The organism is Brumimicrobium sp. (assembly GCA_023957385.1).
Taxonomy (GTDB): Bacteria; Bacteroidota; Bacteroidia; order Flavobacteriales_D; family Crocinitomicaceae; genus Brumimicrobium.
The window spans coordinates 707,971-725,093 of record JAMLGZ010000001.1; the positions used below are offsets into that span (position 1 = coordinate 707,971).

General features: G+C 34.5%; 13 protein-coding genes. 8 read left to right on the top strand and 5 right to left on the bottom strand.

The annotated features are described in order from the left end of the window. Entirely contained in the window at positions 1-1,389 is a 1,389-nt protein-coding gene (locus M9897_02990; protein ID MCO5267844.1) for a dipeptidase, read from the bottom strand. A gap of 131 nt (positions 1,390-1,520) precedes the next feature. Between M9897_02990 and M9897_02995 the strand changes: the two genes are divergently transcribed. From M9897_02995 to M9897_03015, 5 genes are all read left to right on the top strand, one after another. Further along, entirely contained in the window at positions 1,521-4,853 is a 3,333-nt protein-coding gene (locus M9897_02995; GenBank protein ID MCO5267845.1) for a gliding motility-associated C-terminal domain-containing protein, read from the top strand. A 67-nt stretch (positions 4,854-4,920) separates the two neighbouring features. Further along, a complete protein-coding gene (gene tatC / locus M9897_03000; protein ID MCO5267846.1) occupies positions 4,921-5,703 on the top strand; it encodes a twin-arginine translocase subunit TatC in 783 nt (260 codons plus the stop codon). A gap of 75 nt (positions 5,704-5,778) precedes the next feature. Continuing rightward, positions 5,779-8,229, top strand: coding sequence for a DUF5686 and carboxypeptidase regulatory-like domain-containing protein (locus tag M9897_03005; protein ID MCO5267847.1), 2,451 nt, complete (start codon positions 5,779-5,781; stop codon positions 8,227-8,229). 45 nt (positions 8,230-8,274) lie between these two features. After that, positions 8,275-9,006: an LPS export ABC transporter ATP-binding protein gene (lptB, locus tag M9897_03010; GenBank protein ID MCO5267848.1), complete on the top strand. Its 732-nt coding sequence runs from the start codon at positions 8,275-8,277 to the stop codon at positions 9,004-9,006. A 25-nt stretch (positions 9,007-9,031) separates the two neighbouring features. Then, positions 9,032-9,469: a hypothetical protein gene (locus tag M9897_03015; protein ID MCO5267849.1), complete on the top strand. Its 438-nt coding sequence runs from the start codon at positions 9,032-9,034 to the stop codon at positions 9,467-9,469. A gap of 2 nt (positions 9,470-9,471) precedes the next feature. Here M9897_03015 and M9897_03020 read toward each other — a convergent pair whose 3' ends face one another. From M9897_03020 to M9897_03030, 3 genes are all read right to left on the bottom strand, one after another. After that, positions 9,472-10,704 carry a PP2C family protein-serine/threonine phosphatase gene (locus M9897_03020; GenBank protein ID MCO5267850.1) on the bottom strand — a complete coding sequence of 411 codons (1,233 nt, stop codon included), beginning with the start codon at positions 10,702-10,704 and terminating at the stop codon, positions 9,472-9,474. Further along, on the bottom strand, positions 10,704-11,630 hold the full coding sequence (locus M9897_03025; protein ID MCO5267851.1) for a UDP-3-O-(3-hydroxymyristoyl)glucosamine N-acyltransferase: 927 nt from the start codon (positions 11,628-11,630) through the stop codon (positions 10,704-10,706). Before M9897_03025 ends, M9897_03020 begins: the two co-directional genes overlap by 1 nt. 130 nt (positions 11,631-11,760) lie before the next feature. Further along, entirely contained in the window at positions 11,761-12,072 is a 312-nt protein-coding gene (locus M9897_03030) for an iron-sulfur cluster assembly protein (protein ID MCO5267852.1), read from the bottom strand. Between the two features lie 237 nt (positions 12,073-12,309). Here M9897_03030 and sufB point away from each other — a divergent pair, with 237 nt between their 5' ends. The 3 genes from sufB to sufD are packed head-to-tail and all read left to right on the top strand — an operon-like array spanning position 12,310 to position 15,809. Continuing rightward, complete coding sequence (sufB, locus tag M9897_03035) at positions 12,310-13,758, top strand: Fe-S cluster assembly protein SufB (protein MCO5267853.1); 1,449 nt, start codon at positions 12,310-12,312, stop codon at positions 13,756-13,758. A 34-nt stretch (positions 13,759-13,792) separates the two neighbouring features. Then, positions 13,793-14,548, top strand: a complete 756-nt coding sequence (sufC, locus tag M9897_03040; GenBank protein ID MCO5267854.1) for a Fe-S cluster assembly ATPase SufC — start codon at positions 13,793-13,795, stop codon at positions 14,546-14,548. 1 nt (position 14,549) lies between these two features. Beyond that, on the top strand, positions 14,550-15,809 hold the full coding sequence (sufD, locus tag M9897_03045) for a Fe-S cluster assembly protein SufD (GenBank protein ID MCO5267855.1): 1,260 nt from the start codon (positions 14,550-14,552) through the stop codon (positions 15,807-15,809). 100 nt (positions 15,810-15,909) lie between these two features. Here the strand turns inward: sufD and M9897_03050 are convergent, their stop codons facing one another. Further along, positions 15,910-17,121 (bottom strand): 3-deoxy-D-manno-octulosonic acid transferase, encoded by a 1,212-nt coding sequence (locus M9897_03050; GenBank protein ID MCO5267856.1) that lies wholly within the window; start codon positions 17,119-17,121, stop codon positions 15,910-15,912. Positions 17,122-17,123: the final 2 nt, after the last annotated feature.

The window sequence follows — 17,123 nt, forward strand, 5'->3', positions numbered from 1 at the left end:
TTATTTCTTTAACCTACTAAATTCTTCATAGAAGTAAGGAATCGTTTCAATGCCTTTATAATAATTAAATAAGCCATAGTGTTCATTTGGTGAATGGATAGCATCGCTATCTAATCCGAATCCCATTAAAACAGTTTTTAATCCCAATACTTCCTCAAACAAGGCGACAATAGGGATACTACCACCGCTTCTCATAGGGATAGGTTTTTTGCCAAAAGTTCTTTCCATGGCGTTGCTTGCTGCAATATAACCTACCGAATCAATTGGAGTTACAGCCGGTAATGCACCATGATGGAAATCTACTTTTACCTGCACTGATTTGGGTGCTATTTTTTCAAAATAAACTTTAAATAATTCGGAAATTTCTTCAGGTGTTTGGTGCGGAACCAAACGCATGGATATCTTTGCAAAAGCTTTTGAAGGTAACACTGTTTTTGCGCCTTCTCCAATGTAGCCTCCCCAGATTCCATTGACATCTAATGTTGGACGAATAGAAACTCTTTCTAATGTAGTATATCCTTCTTCACCCTGAATATCTGAAATCCCAATAGATTCTTTAAATTCATTCATGTCAAAAGGAGCTTTGTTCATTTGAGTTCTTTCTTCAACAGAAACAATCTCTACTTTATCGTAGAAACCAGGTATTGTAATATGATGATTTTTATCTTGTAGTTGGGCAATCATATCACTCAATATATTGATTGGATTAGCTACTCCTCCTCCATATAAACCAGAGTGTAAGTCACGGTTTGGACCTGTTACTTCTACTTCAACATAAGCTAGGCCCCTCAACCCGGATGTGATGGAAGGCGTATCATTAGCAATAATTCCTGTATCTGAAATCAATACGATATCAGCAGCTAATTTTGCTGTATTTTCTTTTACAAATACACTTAGGTTAGTACTTCCAATTTCTTCTTCCCCTTCAATCATAAACTTTACATTACAAGGAAGTTCTCCATTTTTCTGCATTGCTTCAAAAGCCTTGATATGCATAAACATTTGTCCTTTATCATCACAAGCTCCTCGCGCAAAAATGGCACCTTCTGGATGTATTGCTGTTTTCTTAATAGTAGGCTCAAATGGTTTGCTTTCCCATAATTCTATAGGGTCAGCAGGTTGTACATCATAATGTCCATATACAAGGATAGTGGGTAAATTGGAATTAATAATTTTGTTTCCATACACTATAGGGTGTCCAGCAGTTTGAAAAATCTCTACATCATCAACACCACCTGCCTTCATGTATTCAGCTACTTTTTCAGCAGCTTTCTGCACATCACCTTTGTATGCAGGATCGGCTGAAATAGAAGGAATACGAAGTACTTCAAATAATTCGTTTAGAAATCTCTCTTTGTTATTTGCTATAAATTCTTGTGTCTTTTTCATGGGTTCTCATTTTTCGTAAAATTAAAAATTATTACCCAATCTCTGTGAGAACTATTATTTTTTCTTTTTCGGACAACGAAAATCATAACCATTCGTTATAATAATTGATATGAAATAACGTTATTTGCACTATGTTTAAACAGATTCGGAAATTACTGATTTTATTTCTATTAGTTATGTATGCTTTTACTGCCAGAGCCACGCATGGTATGGGAGGTGATATTACATGGCATTGCTTAGGGAATGGACAGTATATTTTTGAATTGAAATTCTATCGAGATTGCAATGGCTTTGATGTGAATATCAACTATGAAACACTTCAAGTATGGGGACATCCTAATTTGACATCTATTCAAGTTAATTATATTTCTAGAACGGATATTTCTCCTACTTGTACTCCTGCCTCTGGATATGTTCCTTTTACTTGTGGTTCTGGAACAGGAGGAGGGAGTGGAGTAGGTGCTGTTGAAGAGATTTTGTATCGCAGTGACCCAATTTCAATTAGTGGAACTCCACCTGTAGCAGGTTGGAAATTCACCTTCCAAAATTTCTCGAGAAGCGCTAATTTAACTAATATTCAGAGTCCTACGACGTATGGAATCACTCTCTCAGCAACAATGTACCCAGTACCTGGAAATACAGGCGGTTGTATCGATAACTCACCCATATTCTTACAATCTCCGTATATTGTAAGTTGTGCCGGAGAACAGTATGAATACAATCCCAATGTTGTAGATCCTGATTTGGATTCTCTCGTTTTTGATTGGGGTAAACCGTTGGATTATTTTCCGACAGGTTCTTTTTCACCTCCTACTAATCCAGCACCTGTTCCTTTTGTGGCCGGTTTTTCGTATGATAATCCTACTCCAGGACCTGGGTTTAATGCTGGTAACCAAGCTGCTGTCTTAGACTCTGAAACAGGTAAAATGACGTTCAAATCCTTTACCATTGGAAATTTTGCTACTAAGATTGTGATTGATTCCTATCGTGCGGGAATTAAAATTGCTTCGGTAGAAAGAGAAACACAGTTGATTATCAATAATTGTAGCGGTAATAATAATGCACCTGTAATTACACCTCCATTTGCAAGTGGAACATCCTTTGAAACTGAAGTCTTTGCAGGCGATTTAGTACAGTTCAGTATAAATGTGACTGACAATGATAATCTACAAAATGGAAATCCGCAATCTGTAACCGTATCGTCCTCGGGATTAATGTATGGTGCTAACTTCACTAATCCGGGAGCAGGTTGTTCTATTATACCCTGTGCCACGTTGGCCGCACCAAGTGTAACGAATGTGCAGACTGCTACTTTGGGATTTGATTGGCAAACTTCATGTGATCATTTAGTTGATGCCACCGGAAATGCACAAGCAAAGAAGACCTATGTTTTTGTATTTAAAGTGCAAGATGATTATTGCCCTATTCCTATGGTGAAATATGCAACGGTTAAAGTTACCTTGAAAAATAAAGATGTGTTACCCGCTCCTACGATTAAATGTATTTCTTATCAACCCAATGGTGATGTAAAAATTGAATGGGATCCCGTTTCTGATCCGTATGGAACATTTAGCGGATATAAAATTAATGGAGTAAATGGTGGGGTTTATGGAATGGTAAATAATATCAATGCTAACTCGTATATTATTGTAGGAGGTGTCGTAGCTCCCGAACAGTTCTTTGTTTCAACTATGTCAGGATGTGGAGGTTTGACAGCTCGTAATTCTGATACGATTTCAAGTATATTCTTAACTCTTGATAATCCGGGTGATGGACGTGCAAAATTAAATTGGACTCAACCTCATATACCACCTCTTCCTTCTTTCGGAAATAATTATGATATTTATAAGGAGTATCCAGCAGGAATATGGACACTAATCAATACAGTTCCATACGGAACAACTGTCTATTTCGATACAATTACTACGTGTAGTGACTGGATTAATTATAAGGTGGTTTTATCAACTCAAACATGTGATTTTGTGAGTAATGTTGTGGGTGATGTTTTTAAAGATAAGATTGTTCCTGATATGCCAACTATCTATAGTGCAAGTGTGGATACATTGTCTGGAAACATCATAATTACTTGGGATGTAAATAAACAGGAAGATACTTATGGATACGTTATATATATGGAAGATCAATTCGGAAATATTGTTCCAATTGATACGGTTTGGGGAAGGAATAATACGACATATATTTATGCCCCTTCCTACAGTGATGCTTATAAATATTCAGTAGCGGCATTTGACTCATGTTATACTACAAATATTCCTCCTACGTATCAGACTTCAGCTAAAGCAGAGCCTCACACAACTATTTATCTACAAAATGAAGTAGATGTATGTGCTCGTTTGGTAACACTTAACTGGACGAAATATGAAGGTTGGCAGGGAGTAGATCATTATAACATTTATGTCCGTAAGAATGGACAAAGTTGGGTGTTGGAAAGTCAGGCTAACGGATTAAGTTACTCGATGGATATAGTAGCGGGAGATATTATTGTTGCGGTTGTAGAGGCAGTTTCAACTGACGGAATTAGAGCCTTTTCCAATAGGGATACTGCTAATTTTGTTGGTACTGCAGGACCTTCTATGTCGTATTTAAGCGTAGCTACAGTGGATGGTGAAAATGTTCGTATTCGATATAGAATTTCAACGGGAGAAAGCGCTCAAAGTGTTCAACTTCAAAGGTGGAATCCGCAGATTCAAGAATTTGAAAAGATTGATGAAAAAGCAGTAGGTAATGATGAGGAAATTTCCTTCATTGATTCAGATGTAGAGGTAAATAGGAGATCATATACCTATCGTGCAAAAATTATTGATACGTGCGGAAGATTTGTGAGTTATTCCAATATTGGAAGGACCATGTATCTCACTGTATCCACAGATCAAGCTAATGAGACTCATACTTTACAGTGGAATCCGTATGAAGATTTTATAGGTGGATTGTTGATGTATCAAGTTTACCGTGCTATCGATGGTGAAAATTTTGGAACTACCGCTATTGCAACTCTTCCATATAATGTACGAACTTTTGTTGATACCATTGGGGTTATTTCTAGTTATGATGATGGTAGGATTTGTTATTATGTAGCAGCTAGAGAAGCAAGCAGCCAAGTTATAAAGGAAGCAAGTTATAGTAATATTGCTTGTGGCGTTCTGGATCCAATTATTTTTATCCCAAATGCCTTTACAGTTGGTGGTAGAAATCCAATCTTTCAACCAATTACAGGAAATCATCAACTTCAAGATTATTTATTTGAGATTTATGATCGATATGGTCGTGTGATTTTTAGTACAAATAATCCAGATGAAGGATGGAATGGCCAATTGAAAGGGCAAACACGTATTGCTCAGGAAGGTGTATATGTTTTTAGAGTAGCACTTAAAGATGGAAATGGTATGGAACATGTAACGTATGGACATGTTACGCTCTTAGATTATACCAAAGTAGATTATTAGAAATATCTTTATTAATTCTTCAGTATCACATCATATTTTATAAAATACACTATTTTTGTGTACGTTTATGAAAAAGGAGGATGATAATGATATGGCCTTTTTGGAGCATCTTGAGGAATTGAGATGGAGGATTGTACGTGCGCTTATTGCGGTCCTAATCTTTGCTGTTGCCATATGGTTCTTAAAAGAATGGATTATCCAGCATGTATTTATAGCAATGTCCAAACCTGATTTTATCTCCTTTCAGTTGATGTGTAATTATTTTGGTATTTGTATTGAGGAAATACCTATAAGATTCCAGTCAAATCAAGTAGCAGCTCAATTTACTTATGCCCTGTATATGTGTGTAGTAGGTGGTTTTATAGTTGCGTTTCCCTATGTGTTTTATCAATTCTGGTCTTTCATTAAACCAGGGTTAAAGGCAAAAGAAATTCAGGCGGCAAGAGGAATTACAGTTTCGGTCTCCGTCTTATTTTTGCTAGGAGTTGGATTTGGATATTTTGTTGTAGCTCCTTTATGTGTTAACTTCTTTGGGGACTTCCAACTGGCTGCCGAATTTGAAAATATATGGAAGATTGATTCCTTTATGTCTATGATTATTTCTAGCGTTATATTTACAGGACTCCTTTTTTTATTGCCTGTTGTAGCTTATATTTTTACCAAATTAGGATTAATTACTTCTGTATTCTTAAAAAAATATAGAAAACACGCCATCGTAGGAGTTCTAATTGTTGCGGCATTTATTACCCCACCTGATTTTATAAGTCAAATTATTGTTGTTATTCCAATTCTTATTTTATATGAAATTAGTATATTGATTAGCAGGCGAGTAGAACCAAAATATAAGTAATACTTATCATAAAATGAAGTATTTTATAACAGCTACTTTCATTCCTAAATATTAATTTGATTATCTTTAGCATTTATGCGCTGGACACTCTTCATACTTTTACTTGTTAGTAGTTATTCGTTAGCACAACGGACTACGGTGACAGGCAAGATTATAGAAGAGGAAACTGGTAGTCCTATTCCGTTTGCTCAAGTTTTCTTCAAGAACTCTAAGATTGGTACAGAGAGTGATTTCGACGGGAACTATAAATTGGAATCTTATTATGCAACAGATACCATTTCCGTAAGAGCTTCTGGATTTGAGCCTCAATCAATGGCTATTAAGAAGGACCAAGTACAAGTGGTTGATTTCAAGTTATCTCCCGTTCTACAAACTACAGAAGAAGTTGTGATTAAAGCCCCTGATGAAAAACCATCTACAATTCTTTTTAGGCGAGTGGTAAAAAATAAATCTATTAACAACAAAGAAAAACTAGATGCTTATCAATATGAAACATATAATAAGATACAATTTGACCTCAATAATATAGGAGATAATTTTGATAGGAATAAGATTGTTCAAGGCTTAAAAGTTATTATGGATTATATGGATACCTTAGAAGGTAAAAAGTTACTTCCTTTAATCTTGTCAGAATCTATTACTGATTTTTATTATCGTACAAGTCCAGTTAAAAAGAAAGAAGTTTTAAAGGCAAGTAGAATTACAGGAGTTGATAATCTTGAATTAGATCAGTATCTAGGCGATATGTATCAGGATATTAATGTGTATGATAACTATATCAATATCTTTGATAGATCCTTTATAAGTCCAATAGCTAGTTTTGCATTGAATTATTATAAATTCTTCTTGCAAGACAGTATGTTTGTTGATAATCAATGGTGTTACTTAATGACCTTTAAACCTAAGCGTAAAGGAGATTTAGTATTTGAAGGAGAGATGTGGATTAATGATACGACCTATGCGGTGAAGCGATGGACTGCAGGAGTCTCTGAAACAGCAAATATTAACTATATCAATGGTTTTTATTTGGATCAGAAATTTGATCAAGTAGAGAATGAAGTTTGGATGTTAACATCAGATAAGTTGATTGTTGATTTAAAAATTCAACGAAATTCTAAGACTCTTGGCTTTGTTGGAAGGAAATTAACTACTCGGAAAGATTTTGTTATCAATAAACCGAAAGATTTGAATTTCTATCTTTCAAAAACTCCCGTGACCAAATTAGATAGCTCAGGAATCAGGGATGAATCTTATTGGGAAAAAAATAGGCATTCTCCTTTAAATAATACCGAGAATAATATTCAACTTATGATAGATTCTTTGAATCATGTTCCGCTCTTTAATTTCTTTAAAAATTTAACTTTTATGGCAGGTTCAGGATATTATCCTGCTGGATATGTCGAGATAGGAACTGTTGGTGGGTTAATTGGATTTAATCGAATTGAAGGATGGCGTAATCAATTGCAAATTCGAACTTCTAATAAATTTAGTAAAAGGCTGGAGTTATCTGCTAAAATAGCTTATGGTTATAGAGATACACGTGTCAAATATGGAGCGGGATTGCGATTTAATTTAACTCCAAAGAAGCGTGGAATGCTTAGTCTTTTCTATGATAATGACATGTATCAACTTGGATTAGGAGGAAGAGGAGGAGACGTTGAACGTGGTTTTGGTTCCTTGATTAAAACAAAACCAATCAAAGAGTTGACAAAAATTGAAAAATTTGGAGCTTCTTTCGAAAAAGATATATGGAAAAGTTTTATTATAAAGGTTGGAGGAGAATGGATGAGTTATACCCCTTTTGGTGAGATGTCATATAGAGTCCCTTCAAATTCAGTTGGATATACTTTTACGCAAAATATCCGCTCCTTTGAAACCTCTGTTAAATTTAGATACGCACAAGACGAGCGTTTTATTTCAGGTACGTTTGATAGAATATCTATGGGATCTAAGTACCCTATTTTGAGTTTAGAAGGAACTTTTGGAATTCCAGGAATTCTAGGATCCGACTATAATTATCAACGAGTGGAATTCAAATTAGAACATAACCCGAAGATTGGTGTTTTGGGGAAACTTATTTACCGTGTCTATGGAGGAATGTATTTTGGTCAAGCTGCTTTTCCTTTTCTAAAAATACATGAAGGTTCTCAAACATATTGGTTTCAAAATTTCTTACATAATCGTATGGATTATTATGAGTTTATATCTGATACTTATGTGGGAGCACAAGCTGAACACCATTTTAACGGACTCATTTTTGACCGAATTCCGGGTATTCGAAAATTGAGATGGAGATTGGTTGTGTCTGGTAAGGCTGTATGGGGAACAATCTCGGATAGACAAAAAGAAATTATGCTGTTACCGTCAAATACTAAATCTTTTGGAAATATTCCGTATGCTGAAAGTGCCATCGGAATTGAAAATATATTCAATGTACTGAGAGTGGACGTTGTTTGGAGGATGACACATTTGGAAGTGGGTATGCCTCCTGTCTCAATAAGAGCAAAATTGAGTATTAGATTCTAATCAAGAGTGAATTGTTTTTATTATTTTAGCGGGGTAATTGTTTGAATGAAATTATATACTAAGAATATATCAAAGACCTATAAGAATCGACAGGTTGTAAAGGGAGTTTCCATTGATGTTAATCAAGGTGAAATTGTTGGTTTGCTTGGACCAAATGGAGCAGGGAAAACTACTTCATTTTATATGATTGTGGGACTTATAGAACCGAATGAAGGTACAGTCTATTTGGATGACCTAGAAATTACTCACCTTCCTATGTATAAAAGGTCTCAATTAGGAATAGGGTATTTACCACAAGAGGTTTCTGTCTTTCGGAAGTTGAGTGTGGAAGATAATATCATGGCTATTTTAGAGATGACAAATCTTTCTAAACCTGAGAGAGAAGCAAAATTAGAAAAGTTAATTTCAGAATTTGGTTTGAATCATGTCCGAAAAACAAAAGGAGGCGCGCTTTCAGGCGGTGAAAAGAGACGTACGGAAATAGCTAGAGCATTAGCTACAGACCCTAATTTTGTTCTTTTGGATGAGCCTTTTGCCGGTGTTGATCCTATTGCTGTAGAAGATATTCAGTCTATTGTAGCTGATTTAAAGAAACGAAACATTGGTATTCTTATAACTGATCACAATGTAAACGAGACACTTTCTATTACTGACAGAGCTTATCTACTTTTTGAAGGAAGTATTTTAAAGGCAGGTACTGCTGAGGAGCTAGCAGAGGATGAACAAGTCAGAAAAGTGTATCTGGGTAAAAATTTTGAATTGAAACGAAAAATTTAATATATTTGCTTCAAATATCTGTAACATGTTTAAATATAATCTCTTAATCCTAATAATAGTCGTATCATTTTTAAGCTCTTGTAAAAAGTGTGATCCATCCAATAGTACTTCTGGAATTATTATAGAAAAATCGAGAGTTAAGGTATTATCAGGACATGCCGGGCAACAATTTATTACAGATACTGAGCAATACCCTAGTATTGAAATGAGCTTAGATGATGGAAAAACATATACTAGCGTTGATTTTTCAAAGTATTCGGTGATGGGATTAACTACAACTGCGGGTTGTAGCACAGGTTATGCTCGAAATGTTCAGGTTAACGATGCAGCAAAAACGGTAACTTATACAATTACCTTGTCCGAATGCCCTACATGTAAAAATTCGGTTACTATAGATAATTGGGTATTGATAAAGAAGGTACCAAGTAATTATTCGCCTATCTTCGATATTAAGAAGAAATAAGTCTAAAAAATTCTACAGCTTATTATAGCAGTATCATCTACTAAATCTTGCTGATTTCTAAATTCATCTAATTTAGAAAAAATGATATTATTTAAGTCCTCCATTTTTAACGGATAAAAACGGTGTATCAATTTTATTAGTCTATTAGTTTGGAAGAACTCTCCATATTTATTTTGTAATTCCACTACGCCATCTGTGTATAGAACTAGAGTGGAATTTGGATTAATATAGATTTCATCAGGTTCAATAAAAGGGATTTTATCAAGCATCCCCAAGCCGATGGAGCCTTTATCTAAAAATTGTGCCTTTTTTCCATTGGTTAGAATTGGATAATTGTGACCTGCATTGATATATTTGAATTGTCGTGTTTTAGCATTGTAATGCCCTATAAAGAAAGTAATAAATTTTTCACCCTTAGCAGATTCAGATACACGTCTATTTAATTCATGAATAAGTTCTTCCAAGTCATATTGTTGGAAACTAAGAAGCGTACGGATAGTGGCTTGAAAATTAGCCATCAGCATAGCAGCACTTATTCCTTTTCCAGACACATCTGCAATATAGATAATAAATTCATCATCATTGATAGGGATAAAATCATAGTAGTCTCCACCAACTTCATGGCGTGCTATAAAATTGGCCGCTAAGTCTAATCTTTTATCAGAAGGGAGTTCATTAGGAAAAAGCATCTTTTGCATTTCAGAAGCAATCTCTAATTCCTTTTTGATTCTCTCTTGAGCTAAACTCTGCTTGTTCATCCTTTTGTTTTCAATAGCTACTAAAATGATATTAGTAAGTGTTTGAATGAATAACAAATCGTCATCTGAATTTCTTTGACTTAAATCGATGGAGAGTTTTAAAATTAGAAATGCAATTGCTCTTTCTTGGAAGAAAACAGGAATTACTATATCAAACTGATTTAAATCTTCATTGGCAGATGAATCAATTAAGGTAATTTTCTTAAAACGCAATAAGTCTCGCTCAACCTGAATGCCTTTTATAGATCCTTTAATTCCAGCTTTGACTGTAGCATTCCATCCTGTCTCTGTAGTATTGAATAATACAAAATGACGCACTCCAAGCCTTTCTTTAAGAATGAATTCATAAAGAGAAATTAGATTGTCAATGGACTTATTATCATGAATGCCTTTTGTGATTTCGAGAATAGAGTTTAACTCGAAATCTTTTAATTTCAATTTCTTCTTAAGGTCACGTATGATAAATTCGTGTTCCATTATAAATTCTCAATTATCTCTGGTAATTTGCGTAATGCAGCCATTTCTCTGTATTTAATACGAATATCTTGACAAGGACTGCCGAAATAAGTTCTGTTGGGAGCTAAACTTTTTGATATTCCCGATTGTGCTAATATGATAGCTCCTTCTCCCACAACAATTCCATTAATACACCCTACTTGTCCCCACATGATTACATTGTTTTCAACAACCGTACATCCTGCGATTCCTACATGAGAAGCGAGTAAACAATTTTTTCCAATATGCGTATCGTGACCAATTTGTACATGATTATCTAATTTCGTCCCTTCTCCTATGATGGTGGAAGATGCAACTCCTGCATCGATAGTACAACAAGCACCCATCTCAACTCCTTTCTTTAACCATACATTCCCACACGTATGTAATCTGTCGTATCCAGTATCTTTCTTTTTGTAATAAAAAGCATGTTGACCTATTACACAGTTTGCTCCTATAACTACGTCATCCTCTATGATACAGTTATCCATTATTACAGTTCCGGAGTATATGACTGTATTTTCTCCAATCTGTACATTATTTCCAATAACAACATTGGCGTAAATTGTTGCAGTTGGAGCTATGCGTGTTCCCTTTCCTACGGGTGAGGTCATTGGAATAGTTGGATAGAAATGTTTGGCTATCTTATTATAAGCATCAAAAGGTTTATCTATAATAAGCAGTCCTTTTCCAGTAGGCACATCTACATCTTTGTTGATGATTACAGTTGTAGCTTTACTATTTAGAGCTTTATCATAATATTTAGGATGATCAACAAATACCAAATCACCTTCTTCTACCATGTGGATTTCGTTGAATCCTTCTACCAAGTGTTGTGCATCACCTTTAAAATCACATTGTAGGAAATTAGCCATCTCCTGTAATGTCATAGGTTTTTGAAATTTCATATTTTTACTCTTTGACAAGTAAAAATATAAAGAATACGAGCAATTAAAAAGGCTCAACAGAATAATTGTGAGCCGTACAATGTTAAAAACTATAAACGTTATATGTTAGATGATAAGGAGAGCTTGCTGCTTATAAAAATCCCAGTTCTAATTTAGCTAATTCGCTCATCATAGATTGTTCCCAAGGTGGATCAAAAACAACTTCTACGTGAGAAGCTGTCACCCAGTCTATTTCTCCAATCTTATCTTCCACTTCTTTAGGAAGAGATTCAGCAACAGGGCAATTAGGTGAAGTAAGGGTCATACGTGTATCTACGCTCATGTCGTCGTTAATTTTGACCTCGTAGATTAAACCTAATTCAAAAACATCAACAGGAATCTCAGGGTCGTAAATATTCTTTAAAACTCCTACAACTTCTTCTTCTAATGCCGCTTTATCCATTCTATTTTTTTTTGCAAAATTACTACTTCCTTCTATATTTTAGTTCATTTTCTTATTCTTTTTTAGAAAGATTATAAATAAGAGCAAAATAAATTAACGAAAAATTGTCTCAATACCACAAAAGTGGTATTTTTGCCATTTCAAATAGTGTTATTTAGAATAAATATAAATAATTTTAGAAAAAAATAAAAATGTGAAGAATAGTTGGAATAACCAACTTGGACTAAATATAAAGATATGGAAGGATATACAGAGGAGGAATTAGCTAAAGACTTAGAGAACCAAGAGTATAAATATGGGTTTGTGTCTAATTTCGAGTCGGACAGAGCTCCTAAAGGGTTAAATGAAGAAATTATCCGCCTTATTTCTGCTAAAAAAGATGAGCCAGAATGGTTGTTGGAGAAACGTTTGGAAGCTTTCCGCCATTGGCAAACTTTAATTGAACCAGAATGGGCGCATGTTCAATACAATAAACCTGATTTTCAGGCAATTTCTTATTATTCTGCGCCTAAGCAAAAGAAAAAATATGAAAGCTGGGATGATGTTGATCCAGAGATGAAGGAGACTATGAAGAAGTTGGGGATTTCGTTAGAAGAACAGCAACGTTTAACAGGAACGGCGGTAGATTTTGTAATTGATTCAGTTTCAGTAGCTACTTCCTTTAAAAAGAAACTGAAAGAACTAGGAATTATCTTTTGTTCTATGTCAGAAGCTGTAAAGGAACACCCGGAATTAGTGAAAAAATACTTAGGAACAGTAGTTCCTTCTACAGATAATTTTTATGCTGCATTAAATAGTGCGGTGTTTACAGATGGTTCTTTCTGTTATATCCCAAAAGGAATTAGATGTCCTATGGAATTATCTACATATTTCCGAATTAATGATGGTGAAACAGGACAGTTCGAACGAACTCTAGTGATTGCAGATGAGGGATCTTATGTTTCCTATTTGGAAGGTTGTACAGCACCACAGCGTGATGAGAATCAGTTGCATGCAGCTGTTGTGGAATTAATAGCTATGGATAATGCTGAAATTAAATATTCTACGGTGCAAAATTGGTATCCAGGAGATAAGAATGGTGAAGGAGGAGTATTTAACTTTGTTACTAAGCGTGGTTTATGTGAAAAGAGTGCTAAGATTTCATGGACACAAGTAGAAACGGGATCTGCTATTACGTGGAAATATCCTTCTTGTATTTTAAAAGGTGATAATTCAGTGGGAGAATTCTATTCTGTGGCTGTGACGAATAACTACCAACAAGCCGATACTGGGACTAAGATGGTTCATATAGGAAAGAATACTTCAAGTACAATTATTTCTAAAGGGATTTCAGGAGGATATTCTCAAAACTCATATAGAGGTTTAGTACAAATTCATGCGAGCGCTGAGAATGCTCGTAATCGTTCAGAATGTGACTCCTTATTATTGACCGATAAATGTGGGGCACATACTTTTCCCTATATTGAATGTAAGAATAGTTCGGCTAGAGTGGAACATGAAGCTACTACGTCTAAAATAGCAGAAGATCAAATTTTCTACTGCCAACAGCGTGGTATCGATGAAGAAAAAGCAATCGGTTTGATTGTTAATGGTTATTGTAAAGAGGTTTTAAATAAAATGCCTATGGAATTTGCAGTGGAAGCACAGAAATTATTGGAGATTTCATTAGAGAATTCAGTAGGTTAGAAGTATAATAGATATAAAAAGAAAATATATAGATATGTTAAAGATAAAAAATCTGCATGCTAAAGTAGAAGAAGGAGCAGAAATACTTAGAGGTTTAGATTTGGAAGTGAAACCAGGTGAGGTTCATGCTATTATGGGACCAAATGGAGCTGGTAAATCTACCTTAGCCTCAGTTCTATCTGGTAAAGATGGATATGAAGTAACAGAAGGTTCTGTAGAATTTAATGAAAAAGACTTACTGGAATTAGAAGCGGATGAACGTGCTAAAGAAGGAATGTTTTTAGCTTTCCAATATCCTATGGAAATACCAGGTGTATCTAATATCAATTTCTTGCGTACTGCAATAAATGAAATTAGAGCTTATCGTAAAGAAGAACCTATGTCTGGAAAAGATTTCTTAGACAAAGTGAAAACTGCTTCTAAGATTGTAGAATTGGATAGCTCATTAGCTAGTAGATCTGTAAATGTCGGTTTCTCTGGAGGTGAGAAAAAACGAAATGAAATTTTCCAAATGGCGATGTTAGAACCAAAATTAGCTATTTTAGATGAAACTGACTCAGGCCTAGATATAGACGCATTAAGAATTGTTTCAAATGGTGTGAATCAGTTGAAGTCTAAGGATAATGCAATTATTCTAATTACCCACTACCAACGCTTATTGGATTATATACAACCTGATTTTGTGCACGTATTGTATAAAGGAAAAATCATTAAAACAGGTACAAAAGAATTAGCCTTAGAATTGGAAGAAAAAGGATACGATTGGATTACGGAAGAAATGGCTCAGTAAAATGGAAATGGTGATAGATAATAAAGTATTAGAGTTTGTTGCTGATTTGAAGTTGCCTGAAGTAATTTCAAATGTCAGAAAACAAGCAGCGGATGCATTGAATGGTATGGACTTCCCTACAACTAAGGTAGAGGAATGGAAATATACCCGTGTATCTAAATACGTTAAGAAAAAATATATTCAGTCTAAAATAGATGCAGATATTCAAAAATATATCCCATCTGATTTAGAAGGTCATAGACTCATCTTTATTAATGGATATTATAATGAATCCCTATCGTCTATAATAAAAGAGGATAATGCACTGAATATTCAATCAATAGAATTGCTTAATGAAGAGTATTATACAGATCTTCTAGAAGATATTTCCGAGAATGTATTTTCATTAATCAATAAGGCGTATCAAACAGGAGGAATCTTTATTCAGGTAAAAGAAAATGCCAAATTGAAATATCCAATTCATCTCTTATTCTTGACCAAAGGAAATGGTGTTATAGCCAATACTAGAAACTTTATTCAATTGGAATCAGGGGCAGAAGCTGAAGTATTTGTTACGTTTAACTCTGAGAATTCTGATGATAGTTTTACGAATTGTGTATTGGAAGGACATGTAGAGAATAATGCCCATTTAACAATCACCAAATTACAATCAGAAGAAAATAATGTCTTCCATGTGTCTAAAGATTTATTTATTCAAGATACTGGGAGCACCTTTAAAATGAATACAATTACAACAGGAGGCTCATTGATACGGAATAGTGTAGATGTATTAGTAGAAGGAGAAAACTGTCATACAGAATTAAATGGCGTATATTTAGGAGTGGAGAAGCAGTTAATAGATAATCATACATTAATAGATCAGATGTTTCCAAATTGTACATCAAATGAATTATATAAAGGAGTAATGGGTGATGAATCTACTGGAGTATTTAATGGAAGAGTGATTGTGAGACAAGACGCACAAAAGATACAAGCATATCAATCGAATAAAAATATTCTATTAACAAAAAAAGCAAGCGTTAACTCTAAACCAGAGTTGGAGATTTATGCAGATGATGTGATGTGCTCACATGGTTCAACTGTAGGGGATTTAGATGATGATGCTATCTTTTATTTAAAAACACGTGGGATTTCTGAAGAAAAAGCAAAACACATGTTGATAGGAGCTTTTATTGGCGATGTGTTAGAACGAATTGAGAACGAACCTATTCGAGAGATCGTAAATAAAAGATTTACTGAAAAATTTGGTTGGGAATTTTAAAGTAATGAAAATGTAGCAGTTTCAAAAGTCAAGCTTTACAATGAAATTGTAGGTATTTCAATAATAACGCTTTATTTCGCCATTTTTGAGACGCTTACTTTTATTTGGTAAAATATTCCATTACAATGTGGGTCGCTCCTGTATTTTGCTGGATGTATTCACGCACCCTTTCTGCAATATTCTCATCAGAAAGAATAGAATAATAAGCTTCCATAAAAGATGCTTGATCATAAATACTATCTCCAATGCCTTTATTGATAAACGTTGAGGCTTCTGGAAAGTTGGTGTGTATAGGACCAAATATAACAGGTAGTCCAAATGCTGCTGGCTCGAGAATATTGTGCAGAGCAGATCCAAATCCACCACCTACATAAGCAATTTTTCCATATTTATATGCTTCGGCTAAAATCCCGATACAATTTAAAATAACAACTTTTGTATCATCTGACAAGATCTCTCCCTGTTGTAAATCTGTATATAATTGATATTTTACTTGTAATTGAGCTAGAATTTGTTGAACATGGCCTTCATGAACTTCATGCGGGGCGAGAATAATTTTTTGGGTTATTTTTCCTGAATTTATAAGAGGCAAAAGTACGGACTCATCTTTTGGCCAGGAGCTACCAATCACGAGAACGTCTTCTGTTGATACCCATTTTGAAAAAATGGGATTTTCTTGTGCATGATGAGCACGATTTGCTACTCTGTCAAAACGTGTGTCACCTGAAACAGTTATATTATTTAGGTGTATATTTTCTAATAGATTCTTACTGTTTTGATTTTGTACAAAGATGTGATTAAATAAATGCAATGCGTTACGGAAATATCCACCATACCATTTGAAATATCTATGCTTGATTCTATAATTGGCACTTATGGCGTAAATTTCACTTCCTGATGTTTTTGCAGCTTTCAGAAAATTAATCCAAATCTCATACTTGATGAAGAATACTTTTTTAGGTTTAAAATGACGAATAAATTTTTTTGCATTTCTTTTTGTATCGAGAGGAAGATAACAGGTGTAATTCCCAATCGATTTTGTTTTAAAATATTCGTATCCGGAAGGGCTAAAAAAGGTGACAAGGATGAAATCTTCTGGAAATTGTTTTTTCCAAGCCTCCATAATAGGTAAACCTTGGTCGTATTCTCCCATAGAAGCACAATGAAACCATACGACGTTTGCATTTTCTACCTGAGGGAATTGCTGAAATAATCTCTTACGACCATCTACCCATTTTTTAGCTTTCGGATGAAATAAACTTCCAATTCGGACTAAAATACCATATATGAAAATACCAAGATTGTATATCATCC